This window comes from Rhodoferax sp. (genome assembly GCF_039922535.1).
Taxonomy (GTDB): Bacteria; Pseudomonadota; Gammaproteobacteria; order Burkholderiales; family Burkholderiaceae_C; genus Rhodoferax_B.
Window position 1 is genome coordinate 1 of record NZ_JBDTEM010000313.1, and the last position, 16015, is coordinate 16015.

Here is a 16015-nt window from a genome sequence, read left to right on the forward strand (position 1 = left end):
GGAACCAAGCAGCCCTAACTGTGGAGCCAGTGCCGGGGTAAGGTTCGTCAACCCCCTTTTCTTTCGGGTCCCTGTTCTGGGCACCCGCCTCCCTCCAAAAAATCACTCTCCCACCATGGCCATCGCCAGGGGGGAATTGGCGTAGTCCATTGTCCGCTCGGCGTTTTTGCTGGCTACGGAGGGTAGCCACAGCTCGATCACACCCGGTGTGGCTTTCAGCACGTCGGGCAAATTGCGTATCCACACCTGGTCGGGTGCACCGGGCAGCACCCATGGCGGGCCCAGGTACTGCGACAAAGCCTTGGCGCAGGCCTGGCTGCCGGTTGGGGTGGCCGCAACACCCGGATTGCTGCGGTCGTGCAGCACAAAGGTGGGCTTGGGCCAGGGCTCGGGGCGGCGCTGCTGACGCAGGTCGGCGCTGCGCACCACGTTTTCTACCGGGGCCACCTGCACGGCGGCGCTGACTTGGAGGTTCAAGGTGTCGCGCAGCACATTGGCCGCCGCAAACGATGCCGGGTCGTACACCTGGATGTACAGCGTGGTTTTGCCAGTACAGGCCTGGGCGACGGCCTGGGCCTTGGTGTCCGGCACGCTGGGGTCCACCGGCACCACGACCGGCGGGAGCTGAACCACAGGCGGTGGCGGATATGTCGAGTCCACGCTGGGCGGCGCCACCGACAGCTGGAACAAGGCCATCACCCCCAAGGCATCCCATTTTTGGCCCAGGGCATCCTGCAGTTTTTTACCGGCCCGTGCCTGGTCGTCGGGGCTGGCACCGTTGACCCAATAGCCCATGGCACTGCTCAGAATGGCAGGTTTTTTGACCAGGCTGCACAGGTCTTGGACCCTTTGCTGGATGGCGTTGCTGCAGACGAAATAGTTCTCCAGTTTGGCGCACTGCCCAGTGATCTGCTCCACCAGCCGCTCCACGCCAGAGGCATCGACCCGGCGCATGGCGGGGCTGTCGCGGCGGCCCAGCAGGTCTTCGGTTTGGGTCAACATGTGCTGGGGCAGCTTGGGGCAGGCATCCTCCAGGGTGTCCAGTTTTTCGGATACTTTGGCGTACAGCTGGCTGGTGTCGGTCTGTAGGTCGTTGCTTTTGCGCTGTAACTGGTCTTGCACTTGCCACAGGGAGACGATCAAGGTGCCCGAGGCTCCCAGGCCCAGCGTGGTGCCAATGGCCGTGGCCCGTACGCCGCGCCGCCACAGCGGCTCGGACGGTTTGGCGTCGCCGGTTTTTTCGCCACCCAGCCGGGCGGCCACCTGCATGCCGTGGTGGGCCGGGCTGCGCCAGCCTGGCAGCAGGGCCAGCCATTCATCGGTCATGGCACGGCCAAAGTCTTCCCCCAGGCGGTGGTAGCTCTCCCACTGGGCTTCGTCAAATGACTGGTCGGCGGTGGATTCGTGCGGAAAACCGGGGTGCTTTTGCTTGTAGGCCAGCAGGTCCACGTCCAGCGCATCGTGCAGATTAGGTTTAACCACCAGCAGCGTACCTTCGGGGCGGAACTCGGCCCCGCCCGCCCCAGGCCGCGGGCGGTAGCGTATACGCGCCAGCATCACGCCCCGGCAGGAATGGTTGTCCGGCATGTCTTCGGGCGACAACACCGTGACCTCGCGGCGCTCTTGGGTGAACAGCCGGGTCAACACCCGGGCGGCCTCGGTGTGGCTGTAGAAGTCGATCTCGGCCCCAAAGTCGATGCGGGCCTTGCGCACCATGTTTTCCAGGTCGCCAAACTCGTAGTCGGGGTCGCAGCTGGCATCGGACAGGATGATGAAATCCAGCTCGCGCTTGAGCAGGGCATACACGCCGGTGTTTTCAAAGTGCCCGCCGTCCGACAGATACCACCAAGGCCGCTCCACCCCGTAAAAGGTAGCCAGCGCCTCGTTGAACAGCATCATCGGCTTGGGGCACCAGCGCCAGCCAAACCAGCTGGCCAGCTTCAGGTCCGGGCTCTTGGTGGGGGCGCGCATCCAGTGGCCCAGGCGCACGCCCAGCAGGTACAGCAGCAGCGCCAGGCCCCGCGAGGTGTAGGCCCCTGCCCCCGGCGATGCAGCTGCGCCCGACACCGCCACCCAGCGGCCCAAGGTGCCCACATCCTGGCCCTTCTTTTGGGCGATGAAGTTGTCGGGTCCCACCTCGAAGCCACGCCAGCTGGCGGTGATGGCCGCGCCTTTGCGGTCGGCGTTGTACAGGCCGCTGCGGTAGTCGCGGGTTTGGTTCAGGCAGGTGTTGACGAGATGGATGGGGCCGCCTTTTCGCTCTGGCGCGTAAGACTGCATGTGCATGTCGTCGCCCTCCACCACCTGGGTCACGTCGGAGCGTGGTTTGCCGGGGTCGTCCATGTGGCGGTTTTTGTTGCCCGCAGCCAGGTAGGCGCGCACCAGCCGGGCGCGGTAAAAGCTGTGCAATGACGACGAATTGGCCATTTGCGCATTCGCCGCCGTCAGCACCATCCAGGTGGTCCAGGCCGCCAGCAACAGCCCGGCCCGCAGCACGGCGGGCACATCCACAAACACCCCAAACGGGTTCAACGCGAACACAAACCACTGCACCAGCACCAGCCAGCCCAGCCCTAGCAGCACGCAGGCCAGCAAACTGGCCGAGTTGACCAGCCGGGGCACCCAGTTCTGCTTTTGCTTGCTGGTTTCGGCGGCCATTTGCTGCAGCGGCTGCACCAGGTTACGCAGCACCAGCAACACAAAGCCGCCCACGCCCAGACCGCCCCACAGCCACGACGGGTTGCCGTCGCGCCGGTCGTCCAGCGCCTCCAGCCAGGCTTCCAGCAGCCACCAGCTCAGCAAATCCAGCAGACCCAGGGCCAGCAAAGCCAGGGCCAACAGCAAAGCCCCGCGCAAGGCGCTGGTGAGCAGATGGCGGATTTTGGCGACCAGCAGCGAATGCGATGCGTTGCGCGAACGCCAAAGCCACAGCACCACGCCCGCTTGGCCCAGGGTCAGCGAGCCCATGCCCAGCGCGCAGGCATTCAGCCAGCCCGGCCCCTGCGCCACCGATGTGCCCAGGCCCGCCGCCGCCACGCTGCCCCACAGCAGCGCCGTGCACAGCCCGGCCACCAGTACAAACACGGCATCGCGCAGGCCCAGGTGGTGCGTTACCAGCGCCTTGTCGCCACCCGCGTCGCGGGCCGCCCAGTAGCCCGCAATCAGACCCGGGACCAAAGCCAGCGCCACCACCAGCGACAGCACCCACCACGGCGTATGCCAGGCCGCCCAGCCGGTCAACCACTGCAGGCGGTGCTGCAGCAGGTGCGGCGCCAGCACCAGCAAGCCCAGCGCAAAGCAGGTAAACATCAGCTCGGTGTGGATCGCCAGCCAGGCCCGCAGGTAGGTGGCCACCGCCGTACCAGTGTCGCGCGAACCAGAGGGGTTCAGATAGCGGCCGTTGCGGCGCAACCAGGCCAGCACCGGCGAGGCCCCGTCGGCCATCAGCTTTTGCGCGGCCTGGATGCCGTAGGTGTCCACCAGCCGCCCCCACATGGCCCCGATATAACCACCACCCGACACCGTGGACAAATAGTCCAGCCGCCCCAGCAAGCCGTCGCGGGCCAGGCCCCGCGACACACTGCCGCTGCCACAGCGGTTTTGCGCCAGGCCGCGCATCAGCCCCAGGGCGAAGGTCGCGCTGCGGACACCGCCGCCTGACAAGGCCAAGCCCACGCGGGGCAGGTCCAGGTCGCTGGTATCGGCTGGGCCGACTGCACCGGAGACTGGTGGCTGGGCCAGCACGTGCTGCCGACGCGCCAGCACCGCCGCCTGCTCGGCCGCGCAAAGCGCTTGCAGACTGTCGGGGTGCGGGGCTGGTGGCATGGAATTCTCCGGCGGCGGCGGGTGGTCCATTCTGAACCCCTGCCCCACACCCTGCATCCCCACTATTCACTACAAACCTGTATAGTCAAGCGCTACACAAAAAATAGCTGCTTGCGCAGGTGCAATCTGCGCTGGTGGCCTAAAAACCTTGTAAACCAACGTATGCTTGTGCCCATGCTGAAACTTTTATCGACCCGCTGGCACGGCCTGGCGGGCAATACCCGGGGCGTGCTGCTGGTGGTGCTGGCCATGCTGTGCTGGTCGGTGCTGGACGCTTGCAACAAACGCCTGATGGCCGAAGGCATTGCGCCCCGGCAGGTGCTTTTTTTGCAGTCCACCGTGGTTTTGCTGATGGTGGCCCCGCTGATCGCCTGGACGCGCGGCCGCGTCATCCGCACCCGCAACCCGCGCATGCACCTGCTGCGCGCGGGCTTTATCGTCACCTCGGCCGGGTGCGCGGCCTGGGCGGTGTCGCACCTGCCCCTGGCCGAAGCCAGCGCCTACCTGATGACCGGTGCGCTGTTCATGCTGCCGCTGGGCGTATGGCTGCTGGGTGAGCGCCCGCACTGGCTGCGCTGGCTAGGTGTGGCGGTGGGTTTTGGCGGCGTGCTGGCTATTCTTCAGCCCGGAGCCGGAGCCTTCCAGCCCGCCGCGCTGGTGGCCTTGTTTGGCGCGCTGATGGAAGCCATGCTGGGCGTGGTGCTGAAAAAATACTCGGGCCACGAGCACCCCATCGCCATCCTCACCTGGAGCCAGACGGCCTGCTGGATCAGCTTTGGTGTGCTCAGCGGCTTCGCCCTGCCCAGCGTGCCGCCCGCGCTGTGGGTGCTGCTGCCCATCGTCGGGCTTTCCGCTTCAGGCATTTACCTGTCGTACTTTTTTGCCTACCGCGCGGGCGATGCATCGGCGGTGGAAGCGGGCAGCTTTTCGCTGCTGCTGTTCAGCCCTACGTTAGGCTACGTGTTTTTTGCCGAAACCCCGGCGGCGGCCTTTTGGACCGGCGCGGGTTTGCTGGTCTGTGGCATTGCGCTGGTGATTGTGGAGCCCACCGGACGCGCGGGGTAGGCGCTAGGCTTTGTATAGCTGCCAGCGCAGATGGCGCCTGCGCTAGCGGCCTAAAAAGCTTAAAGCCCCTTGTCCGGCTCTGGCACCGCTGGCCATGCACGCCGTGAGCAGGTAGCCGCCGGTGGGGGCTTCCCAGTCCAGCATTTCGCCTGCGGCAAATACGCCGGGCAGCGGCTCCAGCATCAGGTCGGGGCTGAGGGCCTCGAAGGCGATGCCCCCGCCGGTGCTGATGGCCTCGTCGATGGGCCGGGTAGCCACCAGGCGGATCGGCAAAGCTTTGATTGCGGCGGCCAGAGCAGCCGGGTTCTGGAAAGCAGCCTTGTCCAACAGCTCGTGCAAGATGCCCGCCTTGATGCCTTCCAGCCCCAGGCGGCTTTTCAGGTGGCTGGACAGCGAACGGGTGCCGCGCGGATGGGCCACGTCGGCCAGCACCCGCTCCGGCGTTTTGTCGGGCAGCAAATCCAGCAGCACCGTGGCGTGGCCGTGCAAGGCAATTTCGTCACGCACCAGGTTCGATACCGCGTAGACCAGGCTGCCTTCGATGCCCGTGGCGGTGGCGACAAACTCGCCCTGGCGGCGGAAGGTATCGCCCTGGCTGTTGGTGAACGACAGCGCCACAGTTTTGAACGGCTGCCCGGCGAAGCGGCTGCTGAAATGCTCCGTCCAGCCCGCCACATCAAAGCCGCAGTTGGCGGGCACCAGCGGCACCACCGGCACTTTGGCGGCCTGCAACAAAGGCACCCAGGCGCCATCCGACCCCAGCCGCGCCCAGCTGCCGCCGCCCAGGGCCAGCACCACCGCATCGGCCGTCATCTGCACCGGCCCTTTGGGGGTGTCGAAGGTCCAGGTGTTGCCCTCCAGCCCCACCCAGCGGTGGCGCATGTGGAACTGCACCCCGGCCACGCGCAGGCGGTGCAGCCAGGCGCGCAGCAGCGGGGCCGATTTCATGTCCGTCGGAAATACCCGGCCCGAGCTGCCGACAAAAGTGTCGATACCCAGCTCTTTAGCCCAGTCGCGTAGTTGCGCCGCGCCCAAGTCGTGTAGCCAGGGGCTGACCTGTTCCTGGCGCGTGCCGTAGCGGGTGGCGAAGAGTTCGGCCGGCTCGGAATGCGTCAGATTCAGCCCGCCCTTGCCCGCCAGCAAAAATTTGCGCCCCACCGAGGGCATCGCATCGCATAACTGCACCGCCACCCCCGCCTTGGCCAGCACCTCCGCCGCCATCAAGCCTGCAGGGCCCCCGCCAATCACCAGCGCGGTGCTGCCCGTGGGCTTTACTTCTTTTTGCATTGCATCTTTCATGGTTGATAGCCCCGATTTCACCACGCGCGCGGCATGCAACAAACTGCGGGGCGCTCGTTACACTGGTTTACCCAGGCCACACCCCTCTGCTACACCATGATGCAACAGACTCCCAGTAGCGCCAGCCCCACGCTGCTGGTCGTCGACGACGAACCCGAGCTGTGCGCGCTGCTAGCCGAGTACTTTGGCCGCCACGGCTTCCAGGTGCGCACCGCCCCGCATGCCGCCGCCGCCCGGGCCCTGGTGGCCGAGGAATTGCCCGCACTGGCGCTGCTCGACATCCACATGCCGGGCGAAAACGGCTTGTCGCTGGCGCGCTGGCTGCGCGAAACCCATCCGCGTATGGGCCTGGTGATGCTGACCACGGCGGTTGACGCGGTAGACCGCATCGTTGGGCTGGAGCTAGGAGCCGACGACTACGTACCCAAACCTTTTGACATGCGCGAGCTGCTGGCCAGGGTGCGCGCCGTGCTGCGCCGCGCCGAAATTACGACCGCCGCCATCGCCGCCGTAACCACCGCAGCAGCCTCCACCCCCGCGCCGCTAGCCGCCACGCCCACCACCCGGCGCGTGGCTTTTGGCGACTGCCTGCTGGACCTGGACCAGCGTCGGCTGCTGAATGCTACGGGTGCCGACATCGAAATCAGTGCCGCCGAATTTGACCTGCTGGCGCTGTTTGCCCGCCACCCGCACCGCCCGCTGGACCGCAACCAGATCATGGAACAAGCGCACAACCGCGGCTGGGATGTGTTCGACCGCTCGATCGACCTGCGCATCATGCGGCTGCGCCGCAAGATAGAGCGCAACCCCGACAAGCCCGAGCTGATCAAGACCGTGCGCAACGTGGGCTATGTATTTACCCCCACAGCTTCCGACTGAACACTGACTATGCCGACCAGCCCTAGCCTGCACGCCCTCACCGCCCAGCTGCGCACCGCCGAAGCGCTGAAATCGGCCATCGTCGACCACGCGCTGGCGGCACTGGTGTCTACCGACGCACGGGGGCAGATTGTCGAATTCAACCCCGCAGCCGAAGCCATGTTTGGCTATAGCCGGGCCCAGGTGCTGGGCCGACCGGTGAGCGAAGTGATGATTCCAGAGCGCTTCCGCGCCGCCCACCAGGCCGGCATGCAGCGCATGCACACCGGCCAGCCCGCGCGGGTGCTGGGCAAGCGGCTGGAGATGCATGCGGCGCGCGCCGACGGCAGCGAATTCCCGATGGAAATGGTGCTCTGGCGTACCGATGCCGAGGGCAGTACCTTCTACACCGCGTCGATCGCCGATCTGTCCGAGCGGCACAACGCCGCCGCCCAGATCGAGCGCCAGCGCGAAGCCTTGCGGCAGAGCGAAAAACTCACCGCCATGGGCAGCCTGCTGGCCGGTGTGGCGCACGAGCTGAACAACCCACTGGCCATCGTGATGGGGCGGGCCAGCCTGCTGGAAGAAAAATGCGCCCATCTACCCGACCTGCAGGCCGACGCCCAGCGCATCCGCGAAGCCGCCGACCGCTGCGGCCGCATCGTCCGCACCTTCCTGAACATGGCGCGCAGCCGGCCCGCAGTGCGGGGCCCCGTGGACCTGAACGACATGGTGCGCGCCGCCACCGACATGCTGAAGTACGGCTACCGCAGCCATGGGATCGCACTGGATCTGGTGCTGGCCGATGGCCTGCCCGAAGCCAATGTAGACGGCGACCAGATCGGCCAGGTGGTGATGAACCTACTGGTTAATGCCCAGCAGGCGCTGGCCAGCGCCCAAGGCACACGCCGGGTGCAGGTACAGACCGGACTGGAGCCGCGGCGCAGCCACCGCGAACCACGCGTCTGGCTGCGGGTGGCCGACAACGGGCCGGGCGTGGCGGCGCTGGAGCGCGAACGGGTGTTCGAACCTTTTTTCACCACCAAGGCCGAAGGTATCGGCACTGGCATGGGCCTGACGGTATCGCGCACCCTAGCGCGCGACCACGGTGGCGATCTGACACTGGAGCCCGCCGCAGCCGAGGGTGGTGCCAGCTTTCGCCTGAGCCTGCCCATCAGCGGCGTGGCCGATGCCGAAGACACCCCACCCGCCCCGTTGCCCGCGCTGCAGGCCGCACCGCAAAAACGCGTGCTGGTGGTGGACGACGAGCCCGAGCTGGCCAAGTTAATGCGCTTCCTTTTGGAAAACGAGGGTTACGAGGTCGCCACCGCCGAGTCGGGCGCCGTGGCCCTGGAGATGCTGGAGATGGTCCGCTTCGACGCCATCGTCTCCGACCTGCGCATGCCAGACATGGACGGCCCCGGCCTGTGGCGCGCTGTGTCGGCCCAGCACCCGCAGCTGGCCCGGGCTATGCTGTTCGTCACCGGTGACACCCTGTCGCCGGATGCGCGCAGTTTTCTGCAAAGCTCGCACTGCGACTGGCTGGACAAGCCCTTCTACCGCGATGACCTGCTGGCCAAGGTAGCTGCGTTAACAGAGTAAAACTGGGTTTGAATTAGGCCACCACCGCCAGCCTGGCTGGCTCTACCGGGATCTCTGCGCCCTCTTGCATGGTTCGGCTGACCACGCCGTACATCGCCGCCCAGGCATCCCGGGTTGGCGCGGTGAACGCCTCGCCCAGCCCCTGGCCCAGCGTCTTCAGCAGCGCCGCGCCCACGGTGTCGTAATGTCGGTCCTGCACGCCGTAGCCCCCATGGCGCGCACCCAGGTTGCGCAGCACCGGCAACAAGGCATGGGGCCGGTCCAGCAGCTCCACCGCGCCGCCGATCATCTTCATCAGGCGCTCACCCTGGTGCTCCATATCGCCGTGGAACAAGGGGCGCAATTGCGGATCGGCGGCAAACAGGTTGTCGTAAAACAGCGCGGCGGCCTGCGGAGCGATGGGCCGCACCAGGGCAAAACTGCTGCGCACGAGGGTGATTTGTTCGGGGGTCATGGATTTCCTTGGTTGAAGCCTGGAGCATCCAGGCCACGTGTTGCATGCCGGTTTCGCCGCCCCGATGGATTTGTTTCGTTTGTTGCAGCGACCTGATCCGGACGCTATCGCTACACATTTCATAGCTGTCTACGCAGTTACTACCTGCGCTGGAGGCCTAAAAAGCTTGAATCCTGGATGCCAGCGCGGCCACCACCGACGGCATCCGCCGTCACGCAACAAATGAAACCCCCGCGCAGTGCGTGTGAAACACGGGCTGGCGAACATTGCCCATCTGCCCACCCAGCAGCGGTCGCTACAAGTTGGCAGTCTTTCAACTACCCGCGTCGCCAAGGCGGCGCACACACCACTGAACAGGAACCCCTATGCACTTAAACACCCACAGCCACGCGCCACGCTACGCATTCAAACGCAGACCCTCTTCCATCCAGCAGCCAGACTGGTTGCACCAGTTCTACGCCCACTGCAGTGGCTGGGTTCATGCTTGGCGGCAACGTCAGGTGGAGGCCCGCGGCCGACTGGCCCGTGCCACCCTGCTCTGCCACCTGGCGCCGCACTTGCTGAACGATATTGGCTGTACCGAAGAATTGCGGGATGACGTCCATGCCCTGCGCCGCAGCCTGCGCCTGGCCGCCATAGAAGTGCATGTCCATTGACCGCTACCTTGCGCCTGCCTGCGCGGCTGCTGGCCTGGGCTTACATCCTCCTGTGCGGCGCCGGGTTGCTGGTCGGTGGCGGCCTGTGCGCCACGCTGCTGGCCGAGCCGGGCCATAGGCTGGAACTGTCGCTTGTGCTGCCCGTGTTCGGCCTGTTTGCCACGCTGATCGGCCTGCCCGGCCTGGTGGGCGGCATTGCGCTGCTCAACGGCAAACCCTGGGCCCGGCCCTTGGCTATCGGCGTATCGGCTTTCTGGCTGCTGGTGTTTCCGCTGGGCACCGCACTGGGCGCTTATGGCTTGTGGGCGCTGCTGCGCCAGCCTGCCTTCGCCAAAAAAGTGTCTACGATCACACCGCCATCGCCAGTGCAGAGCCTGCTCTCGGGCTACGGCGGCCTGCTGGTGGTAATGGCCAGCGTGGCCGCCGGGTTTGGCATCGTGCTGCGTTTGGCTTTCTGGTTGGCCGACATGCCAGCGCCCGTGGAGGTGGAGGCGGTGTTTCCGGTGGCGCTGGCTGTTGCAGCGGTAGTGCTGATGCTGATGCTGACGGGCATCGGCACCCGGCTAATGCGCACCAGCCGACCCGCACCTTGGGCCCTCCGGTCCCACTGGTTTGGCCCATCCCGGCCCGACTATGCCGCCACCCAGCGCCAGCGGCTGGCCACCATGGATGCGGACCCCGCGCTACGCAAATACGCCGAACGGATACGCAAAGGCGAACCCTGGTCTGATGCGCAGATTGCCTACAGCGAAGACCCGCGCAGCACCGCCACCTGCGTGCACTTGCAGCCCATAGAGCGCGCAATGCGGGCCACCCACCTGGTTGTACGCCGCACCTACAACGCCGACGTCACAGCCCACTGTTGCATCCGTCAAGATGCCTTTGCCCAGCGGTTTGGCAACGCCGCGCTGGCGCTATACGGCGAGCACCATGACATCGACCGCTCGGTGTACGACCCAAAGTCTGCGCTCTTCTGGTGCCAGCCCTGTAGTTCACAGCTGTGGGTCGTCCACCCCGAAGAAGCCGCGCCACAAACGCCTTGGTTTCCAGCGCCATAGCAACAGCCAATCGCAACCTCCTTCGCGCCCTAGGCGCGACGCGGCACAAAGCACCGCCGATTTCGCTCACAGGGCCCTCCCGAGATGCGCAGATGAGCACAGCGGGCAATCGTGATCCACCCCATATGCTCGCGCCCGCGTCATCCAGCGGATTGCTATATTTTTTGATAGTAAAAAGATGAGCATTTCGCGCCGGTGCTATCTGCGCCAGCGGCTTATTTGATACCTGAAAAATGGCCTTTTAAAGCATCTTCTGGATCAAAGCACCCTTGAACAGCACCGGCCCGGTCGGCCCACCGGCACTCGGCACGCCGCCCTTGGGCTCGAGGCTGATGGCCAGGGTGGGAACTTCGTGGACATCGCCCTCGCCGGCGCTCAGGCGCAGCAGTTTGTCGGTTCCCAGCACGCCCAGCGAACGCGGCCCTCCGGACGGTGGCAAGGCCCAGAGCTGCAGCGACTTGTCGCTGGCTTCCTGGTAGCCGCCTACACGCTGCAGCAGCAACTTGTGGTTAGTCGCGTCGAAAGTCACCAGCATGGACGGGTCGGCCTTGCCGTCGGCCAGCACGGCTACGTATTTGATCTGCGGTGTGCTTTGTAACTGGGTCTGCAGGCTGGCGATTTGGGTGCCCAGTTGCGCACGTTGATCCACGCCGACCACCATGGCGAGCACCGCGGCCGCCACACCGGCAGCCGCTGCACCGCGCCAAACGAACAGGTTGCGGAACCAACCCACAGCAGGCGGCGGAGTGGTAACCACCTGCGCGTCGCGCATGGCCTGGCGCTCAAGATCGGCGCGCACCAGATTGTCGATGCGCGTCCACACCACCGGCTCGGGCAGTATCTGGGTTTGCAGCTCGGCCACACTGCCGATGCGGGCCTGCCAGATCAGGGCCGCAGCGCGCACCGGGGCCTGTTCGCGGGCCAGGGTTTCAAAGCGGCGGCGGGCGCCACCACGTAGCGTGCCCAGGGCGTAGCTGGCGGCCAGTTTGTCGAGGAGTTCGGGGTGTTGAATGAGGTTCATGGCCAGGCCCTCACGCAAACCGTGCCATGCAGGTGCGCAGCTGTTCCAGCCCGCGTCGGATCCAGGTCTTCACCGTGCCCAAAGGCAGCTTGAGCTGTTCGGCCAGCTCGCCGTGGCTGAGGTCGCGCAGATAGGCCAGGCTGACCACCTCGCGCTGGCGGTTTTCCAACCGGGCCATGCACTGGTGCAGCGCCCAAGCTTGTTGGCTGGCGTTGGTGGTGTCCATGGGGTTGGGGCTGTCGCCCTCTAGCGTTTCGGCCATCACGTCGTCGAGCTCTTGCGTCACGCCACTGCGGTCGGCCGTGCGGCGGCGCAAAAAGTCCAACCCCCGGCTGCGCACGATCAGCCCCAGCCAGGCCATCGGCGGGCTGAGGGTGGCGCGGTAGTCGCCTGCGGCGCGCCAGATGGTCATAAAGGCTTCTTGCAACACGTCTTCGGCCCATTCCCGGTTGCCCACCACGCGCACGGCCAGCCCGTAGAGCTTGGACGAGGTGTGCTCGTACAACGCTTTCAAGGCGGAGGCATCGCGGTTGGCGACTCGGTCTAGCAGTTCCATGAGTTCGGTGTCGGGGTTGAGCGAATAGGCGGGTGTGGTTGGACGCATGGGCCGGATTGTCAGACATATCCAGAGGTAGATTCCAATGCAGGGAATACGGGCACTATTAAGCTTTGGATTCAGACCCTAATAACCCAGTATTTCTGTAAGGTTTTTGCATCCACTTTATGCAATGCTACGTAATTACCCTAATGGCTGCGATGGCGCAGTCCAGCTATCCGTTTCGTCTATATGCACCTATTTTCTGAAGTCCGCCCCCTGCACCGCCTCCCCTTTGTATTACTCGCCCTGTGGGCCGCCGGACCGGCCAGCGCCCAATCGGTAGCGCAAGGCCAGGCGCTGTACGCCGCCCATTGCACCGCCTGCCACAGCGTGGACTACAACCTCACCGGCCCCATGCACCTGGGCGTGGTGGGCCGCAAGGCGGGCAGCGTGCCCGGCTTTGACTATTCGCCCGCGCTGCGCAAGAGCAAGCTGGTATGGACCCGTGCCAACCTGCTGGCCTGGCTGCAAGACCCCGAGGCGCTGATTCCTGGGCAGGGCATGGACTTCAACCTGGAGTCCGCCCGCGACCGCGAAGATGTGGTGGCCTACCTGGCCACGCTGACCCCAGCGGCCAAATAAGCTCAAGCAAAATACGGCATCTTTTTTAACCGGTTTTGCCATGCCCTCTTTGCTAGAAATATCCCCCGGCCTTGTCATCCAAGGCATCACCCCACCGCTGCGCCTGGCCGACTTTAAACTGATCGCGTTCGACATGGATTCGACCCTGATCAACATCGAATGCGTGGACGAAATTGCCGACGCGGCCGGCCGCAAAGCCGAGGTGTCGGCCATCACCGAAGCCGCTATGCGCGGCGAAATCACCGACTACAAAGAAAGCCTGCGCCAGCGCGTGGCCCTGCTCAAGGGCGTGAGCGTGGCCAGCATGGAACAGGTCTACACCCAGCGCCTGCAGCTCAACCCCGGTGCCGCGGCTTTGGTGGCAGCCTGCAAGGCGGCGGGCATGCAGGTGTTGCTGGTGAGCGGCGGCTTTACATTTTTTACCAACCGGATTCGTGACTTATTGCACATTGATGCCACCCGCTCAAACCACCTGGAAACCGTGGATGGCCTGCTCACGGGCCGCATGGTGGACCAGCCCTGGGGCGACATTTGCGACGGCGACGAGAAGCGCAAGATGCTGTTGGAAACCTGCGCCAAGATGGGCATTGGCCCGCACCAGGCCATCGCCATGGGAGACGGCGCCAATGATTTACCCATGATGGGCGTGGCCGGTTTATCGGTGGCGTACCACGCGAAACCGGCGGTGCGGGCCCAGGCAATGGTCGCCATCAATACGGGTGGACTGGACCGGCTGCTAGAGATACTGGTCTAAATGGCCTTTGACCTTACTTGACACGCGCTAGGGCTAAGGCTCTATGATGATTTCAAAGCTGATTGAAAAACATACAGGACTTACGCGGCCCGCTGCGTGAGTCTTAAAACACATAAAAAAAGAACTTCTCACGAGCCTTGCGACTCAGACCCATACGACCATAGACAGCACAACACCTAGGAGAATGCCATGACCATTTTCACCCGCTACCAAGGCCGCTTTACCGAGGCACAGGAAGAGGAAATGTCGGTTCAAGACTACCTGGAGTTGTGCAAGCGCGACCCCTCAGCCTACGCCAGCGTGGCCGAGCGCATGTTGATGGCGATTGGCGAGCCCGCACTGGTAGACACCCGCACCGACCCCCGTTTGTCGCGCATCTTTGCCAACAAGGTGCTCAAGGTCTACCCCAGCTTCAAAGACCTGTACGGCATGGAAGAAGTGATCGAGCACATCGTCGCCTACTTCCGCCACGCGGCGCAGGGTCTGGAGGAAAAGAAACAAATCCTGTACCTGCTGGGGCCGGTAGGCGGCGGCAAATCGTCGCTGGCCGAGAAGCTCAAGGCGCTGATCGAAAAAGTGCCGTTCTACGCCATCAAGGGCTCGCCGGTGCACGAGTCGCCGCTGGGCCTGTTCAACCCGGCCGAGGATGCGGATCTGCTGGAATCTGACTACAAAATCCCGCGCCGCTATCTGGGCACCATCATGAGCCCCTGGGCGGTGAAGCGCCTGCAGGAATTTGGCGGCGACATCACGCAATTTAGGGTGGTGAAGCTACGCCCCTCGGTGCTGTCGCAAATTGCGGTGTCCAAGACCGAACCCGGCGACGAAAACAACCAGGACATCTCGGCCCTGGTCGGCAAGATAGACATCCGCAAGCTAGAGACCTATTCGCAAGACGATCCCGATGCCTATTCGTATTCGGGCGGGCTGTGCCTGTCGAACCGGGGCATTTTGGAGTTTGTGGAAATGTTCAAGGCGCCCATCAAGGTCTTGCACCCCCTGCTCACCGCCACCCAAGAGGGCAACTACAAGGGCACCGAAGGCTTTGGCGCGATTCCGTTCGACGGCCTGATCCTGGCCCACTCGAACGAGGCCGAGTGGCAGGCCTTCAAAAACAACCGCAACAACGAGGCCTTTTTAGACCGCATCTACATCGTCAAGGTGCCGTACTCGCTGCGCGTGTCAGATGAGATCCACATCTACGAAAAGCTAGTGGAAAACTCGTCGTTGGTGAAGGCACCCTGCGCGCCCGACACCCTTCGCATGCTGGCGCAGTTCTCGGTGCTGTCGCGCCTGAAAGAGCCGGAGAACAGCAGCAGTTTCTCGAAGATGCGGGTCTACGACGGCGAGAACCTCAAAGACACCGACCCCAAGGCCAAAAGCTACCAGGAGTACCGCGACTTTGCCGGGGTGGACGAGGGCATGACGGGTCTCTCCACCCGCTTCGCCTTCAAAATCTTGTCGCGCGTCTTCAACTTTGACCACCGCGAGGTCGCTGCCAACCCGGTGCACCTGATGTACGTGCTGGAGCAACAAATCGAGCAAGAGCAGTACCCGCCCGAAGTCGAAGAAAAGTACCTGCGCTACATCAAGGAGTTTTTGTCGCCACGCTACGCCGAGTTCATCGGCAAAGAGATTCAGACCTCCTACCTGGAGAGCTATTCCGAGTATGGGCAAAACATCTTTGACCGCTACGTGGTCTACGCCGACTTCTGGATCCAGGACCAGGAATACCGCGACCCCAACACCGGCGAAATGCTGGACCGCAGCGCGCTGAACGACGAGCTGGAAAAGATCGAAAAGCCCGCCGGCATCAGTAACCCCAAAGATTTCCGCAACGAGGTGGTCAACTTTGTGCTGCGCGCCCGCGCCCGGCAAGACGGCCACAACCCGCTGTGGACCTCGTACGAAAAGCTGCGCGCGGTGATCGAGAAGAAGATGTTCTCCAACACCGAAGAACTGCTGCCGGTGATCTCGTTCAACGCCAAGGGTAGCGGCGACGAGCAGAAGAAGCACCAAGACTTCGTGAACCGCATGATCACCAAGGGCTACACCGAGAAGCAGGTGCGGCTGCTGTGCGAATGGTATTTACGGGTTCGCAAGTCTTCCTAGAACCATCACCACCGGAGTCTCTATGACCGTTCGAATAGTAGACCGCCGGTTTGACAGCAAGCACAAAAGCTCGGTCAACCGCAGCCGTTTCATCCAGCGCTTCAAAGGCCAGATCCGCAAGGCGGTTGCCG

Annotated in this window: 13 protein-coding genes; 8 read left to right on the forward strand and 5 right to left on the reverse strand. The window is 64.2% G+C overall.

Annotated elements, in window-relative coordinates; translation table 11 throughout:
• Nucleotides 1–102: 102 nt before the first annotated feature.
• Complete coding sequence (locus tag ABI213_RS14830; RefSeq protein WP_348027668.1) at nucleotides 103–3825, reverse strand: hypothetical protein; 3723 nt, start codon at nucleotides 3823–3825, stop codon at nucleotides 103–105.
• A gap of 174 nt (nucleotides 3826–3999) precedes the next feature.
• On the opposite strand from ABI213_RS14830, the gene ABI213_RS14835 reads away from it, so the two are divergent.
• Nucleotides 4000–4890, forward strand: a complete 891-nt coding sequence (locus ABI213_RS14835) for a DMT family transporter (protein ID WP_348006197.1) — start codon at nucleotides 4000–4002, stop codon at nucleotides 4888–4890.
• Between the two features lie 42 nt (nucleotides 4891–4932).
• On the opposite strand, the gene ABI213_RS14840 is transcribed toward ABI213_RS14835, so the two are convergent.
• Nucleotides 4933–6177, reverse strand: a complete 1245-nt coding sequence (locus tag ABI213_RS14840; RefSeq protein ID WP_348006198.1) for a TIGR03862 family flavoprotein — start codon at nucleotides 6175–6177, stop codon at nucleotides 4933–4935.
• Nucleotides 6178–6285: 108 nt separating this feature from the next.
• Here ABI213_RS14840 and ABI213_RS14845 point away from each other — a divergent pair, with 108 nt between their 5' ends.
• Entirely contained in the window at nucleotides 6286–7068 is a 783-nt protein-coding gene (locus ABI213_RS14845) for a response regulator (protein WP_348006199.1), read from the forward strand.
• Between the two features lie 9 nt (nucleotides 7069–7077).
• Nucleotides 7078–8649 (forward strand): PAS domain S-box protein, encoded by a 1572-nt coding sequence (locus tag ABI213_RS14850; protein ID WP_348006200.1) that lies wholly within the window; start codon nucleotides 7078–7080, stop codon nucleotides 8647–8649.
• Between the two features lie 13 nt (nucleotides 8650–8662).
• Here ABI213_RS14850 and ABI213_RS14855 read toward each other — a convergent pair whose 3' ends face one another.
• Nucleotides 8663–9103: a globin family protein gene (locus ABI213_RS14855; RefSeq protein WP_348006201.1), complete on the reverse strand. Its 441-nt coding sequence runs from the start codon at nucleotides 9101–9103 to the stop codon at nucleotides 8663–8665.
• A 365-nt stretch (nucleotides 9104–9468) separates the two neighbouring features.
• On the opposite strand from ABI213_RS14855, the gene ABI213_RS14860 reads away from it, so the two are divergent.
• Entirely contained in the window at nucleotides 9469–9759 is a 291-nt protein-coding gene (locus ABI213_RS14860; protein ID WP_348006202.1) for a hypothetical protein, read from the forward strand.
• A complete protein-coding gene (locus ABI213_RS14865; protein WP_348006203.1) occupies nucleotides 9756–10817 on the forward strand; it encodes a hypothetical protein in 1062 nt (353 codons plus the stop codon). Before ABI213_RS14860 ends, ABI213_RS14865 begins: the two co-directional genes overlap by 4 nt.
• 241 nt (nucleotides 10818–11058) lie before the next feature.
• Here ABI213_RS14865 and ABI213_RS14870 read toward each other — a convergent pair whose 3' ends face one another.
• Both ABI213_RS14870 and ABI213_RS14875 read right to left on the reverse strand, forming a co-directional pair.
• Nucleotides 11059–11838: an anti-sigma factor gene (locus ABI213_RS14870; protein WP_348006204.1), complete on the reverse strand. Its 780-nt coding sequence runs from the start codon at nucleotides 11836–11838 to the stop codon at nucleotides 11059–11061.
• Between the two features lie 10 nt (nucleotides 11839–11848).
• A complete protein-coding gene (locus ABI213_RS14875) occupies nucleotides 11849–12442 on the reverse strand; it encodes a sigma-70 family RNA polymerase sigma factor (protein WP_348006205.1) in 594 nt (197 codons plus the stop codon).
• A gap of 183 nt (nucleotides 12443–12625) precedes the next feature.
• On the opposite strand from ABI213_RS14875, the gene ABI213_RS14880 reads away from it, so the two are divergent.
• The 3 genes from ABI213_RS14880 to ABI213_RS14890 all read left to right on the forward strand — a co-directional run bounded on the left by ABI213_RS14880 (nucleotide 12626) and on the right by ABI213_RS14890 (nucleotide 15884).
• Nucleotides 12626–13018, forward strand: coding sequence for a c-type cytochrome (locus ABI213_RS14880; protein ID WP_348006206.1), 393 nt, complete (start codon nucleotides 12626–12628; stop codon nucleotides 13016–13018).
• A 40-nt stretch (nucleotides 13019–13058) separates the two neighbouring features.
• Nucleotides 13059–13772, forward strand: a complete 714-nt coding sequence (gene serB / locus ABI213_RS14885) for a phosphoserine phosphatase SerB (protein ID WP_348006207.1) — start codon at nucleotides 13059–13061, stop codon at nucleotides 13770–13772.
• 189 nt (nucleotides 13773–13961) lie between these two features.
• Nucleotides 13962–15884, forward strand: coding sequence for a PrkA family serine protein kinase (locus tag ABI213_RS14890; protein WP_348006208.1), 1923 nt, complete (start codon nucleotides 13962–13964; stop codon nucleotides 15882–15884).
• Nucleotides 15885–16015 lie beyond the last annotated feature (131 nt).

Bases quoted from the DNA above. Each gene is read 5' to 3' on its own strand.
- ABI213_RS14830 (WP_348027668.1), bottom strand. From the start codon at position 3,825: ATGCCACCAGCCCCGCACCCCGACAGTCTGCAAGCGCTTTGCGCGGCC.
- ABI213_RS14835 (WP_348006197.1), top strand. From the start codon at position 4,000: ATGCTGAAACTTTTATCGACCCGCTGGCACGGCCTGGCGGGCAATACC.
- ABI213_RS14840 (WP_348006198.1), bottom strand. From the start codon at position 6,177: ATGCAAAAAGAAGTAAAGCCCACGGGCAGCACCGCGCTGGTGATTGGC.
- ABI213_RS14845 (WP_348006199.1), top strand. From the start codon at position 6,286: ATGATGCAACAGACTCCCAGTAGCGCCAGCCCCACGCTGCTGGTCGTC.
- ABI213_RS14850 (WP_348006200.1), top strand. From the start codon at position 7,078: ATGCCGACCAGCCCTAGCCTGCACGCCCTCACCGCCCAGCTGCGCACC.
- ABI213_RS14855 (WP_348006201.1), bottom strand. From the start codon at position 9,103: ATGACCCCCGAACAAATCACCCTCGTGCGCAGCAGTTTTGCCCTGGTG.
- ABI213_RS14860 (WP_348006202.1), top strand. From the start codon at position 9,469: ATGCACTTAAACACCCACAGCCACGCGCCACGCTACGCATTCAAACGC.
- ABI213_RS14870 (WP_348006204.1), bottom strand. From the start codon at position 11,838: ATGAACCTCATTCAACACCCCGAACTCCTCGACAAACTGGCCGCCAGC.
- ABI213_RS14875 (WP_348006205.1), bottom strand. From the start codon at position 12,442: ATGCGTCCAACCACACCCGCCTATTCGCTCAACCCCGACACCGAACTC.
- ABI213_RS14880 (WP_348006206.1), top strand. From the start codon at position 12,626: ATGCACCTATTTTCTGAAGTCCGCCCCCTGCACCGCCTCCCCTTTGTA.
- serB (WP_348006207.1), top strand. From the start codon at position 13,059: ATGCCCTCTTTGCTAGAAATATCCCCCGGCCTTGTCATCCAAGGCATC.
- ABI213_RS14890 (WP_348006208.1), top strand. From the start codon at position 13,962: ATGACCATTTTCACCCGCTACCAAGGCCGCTTTACCGAGGCACAGGAA.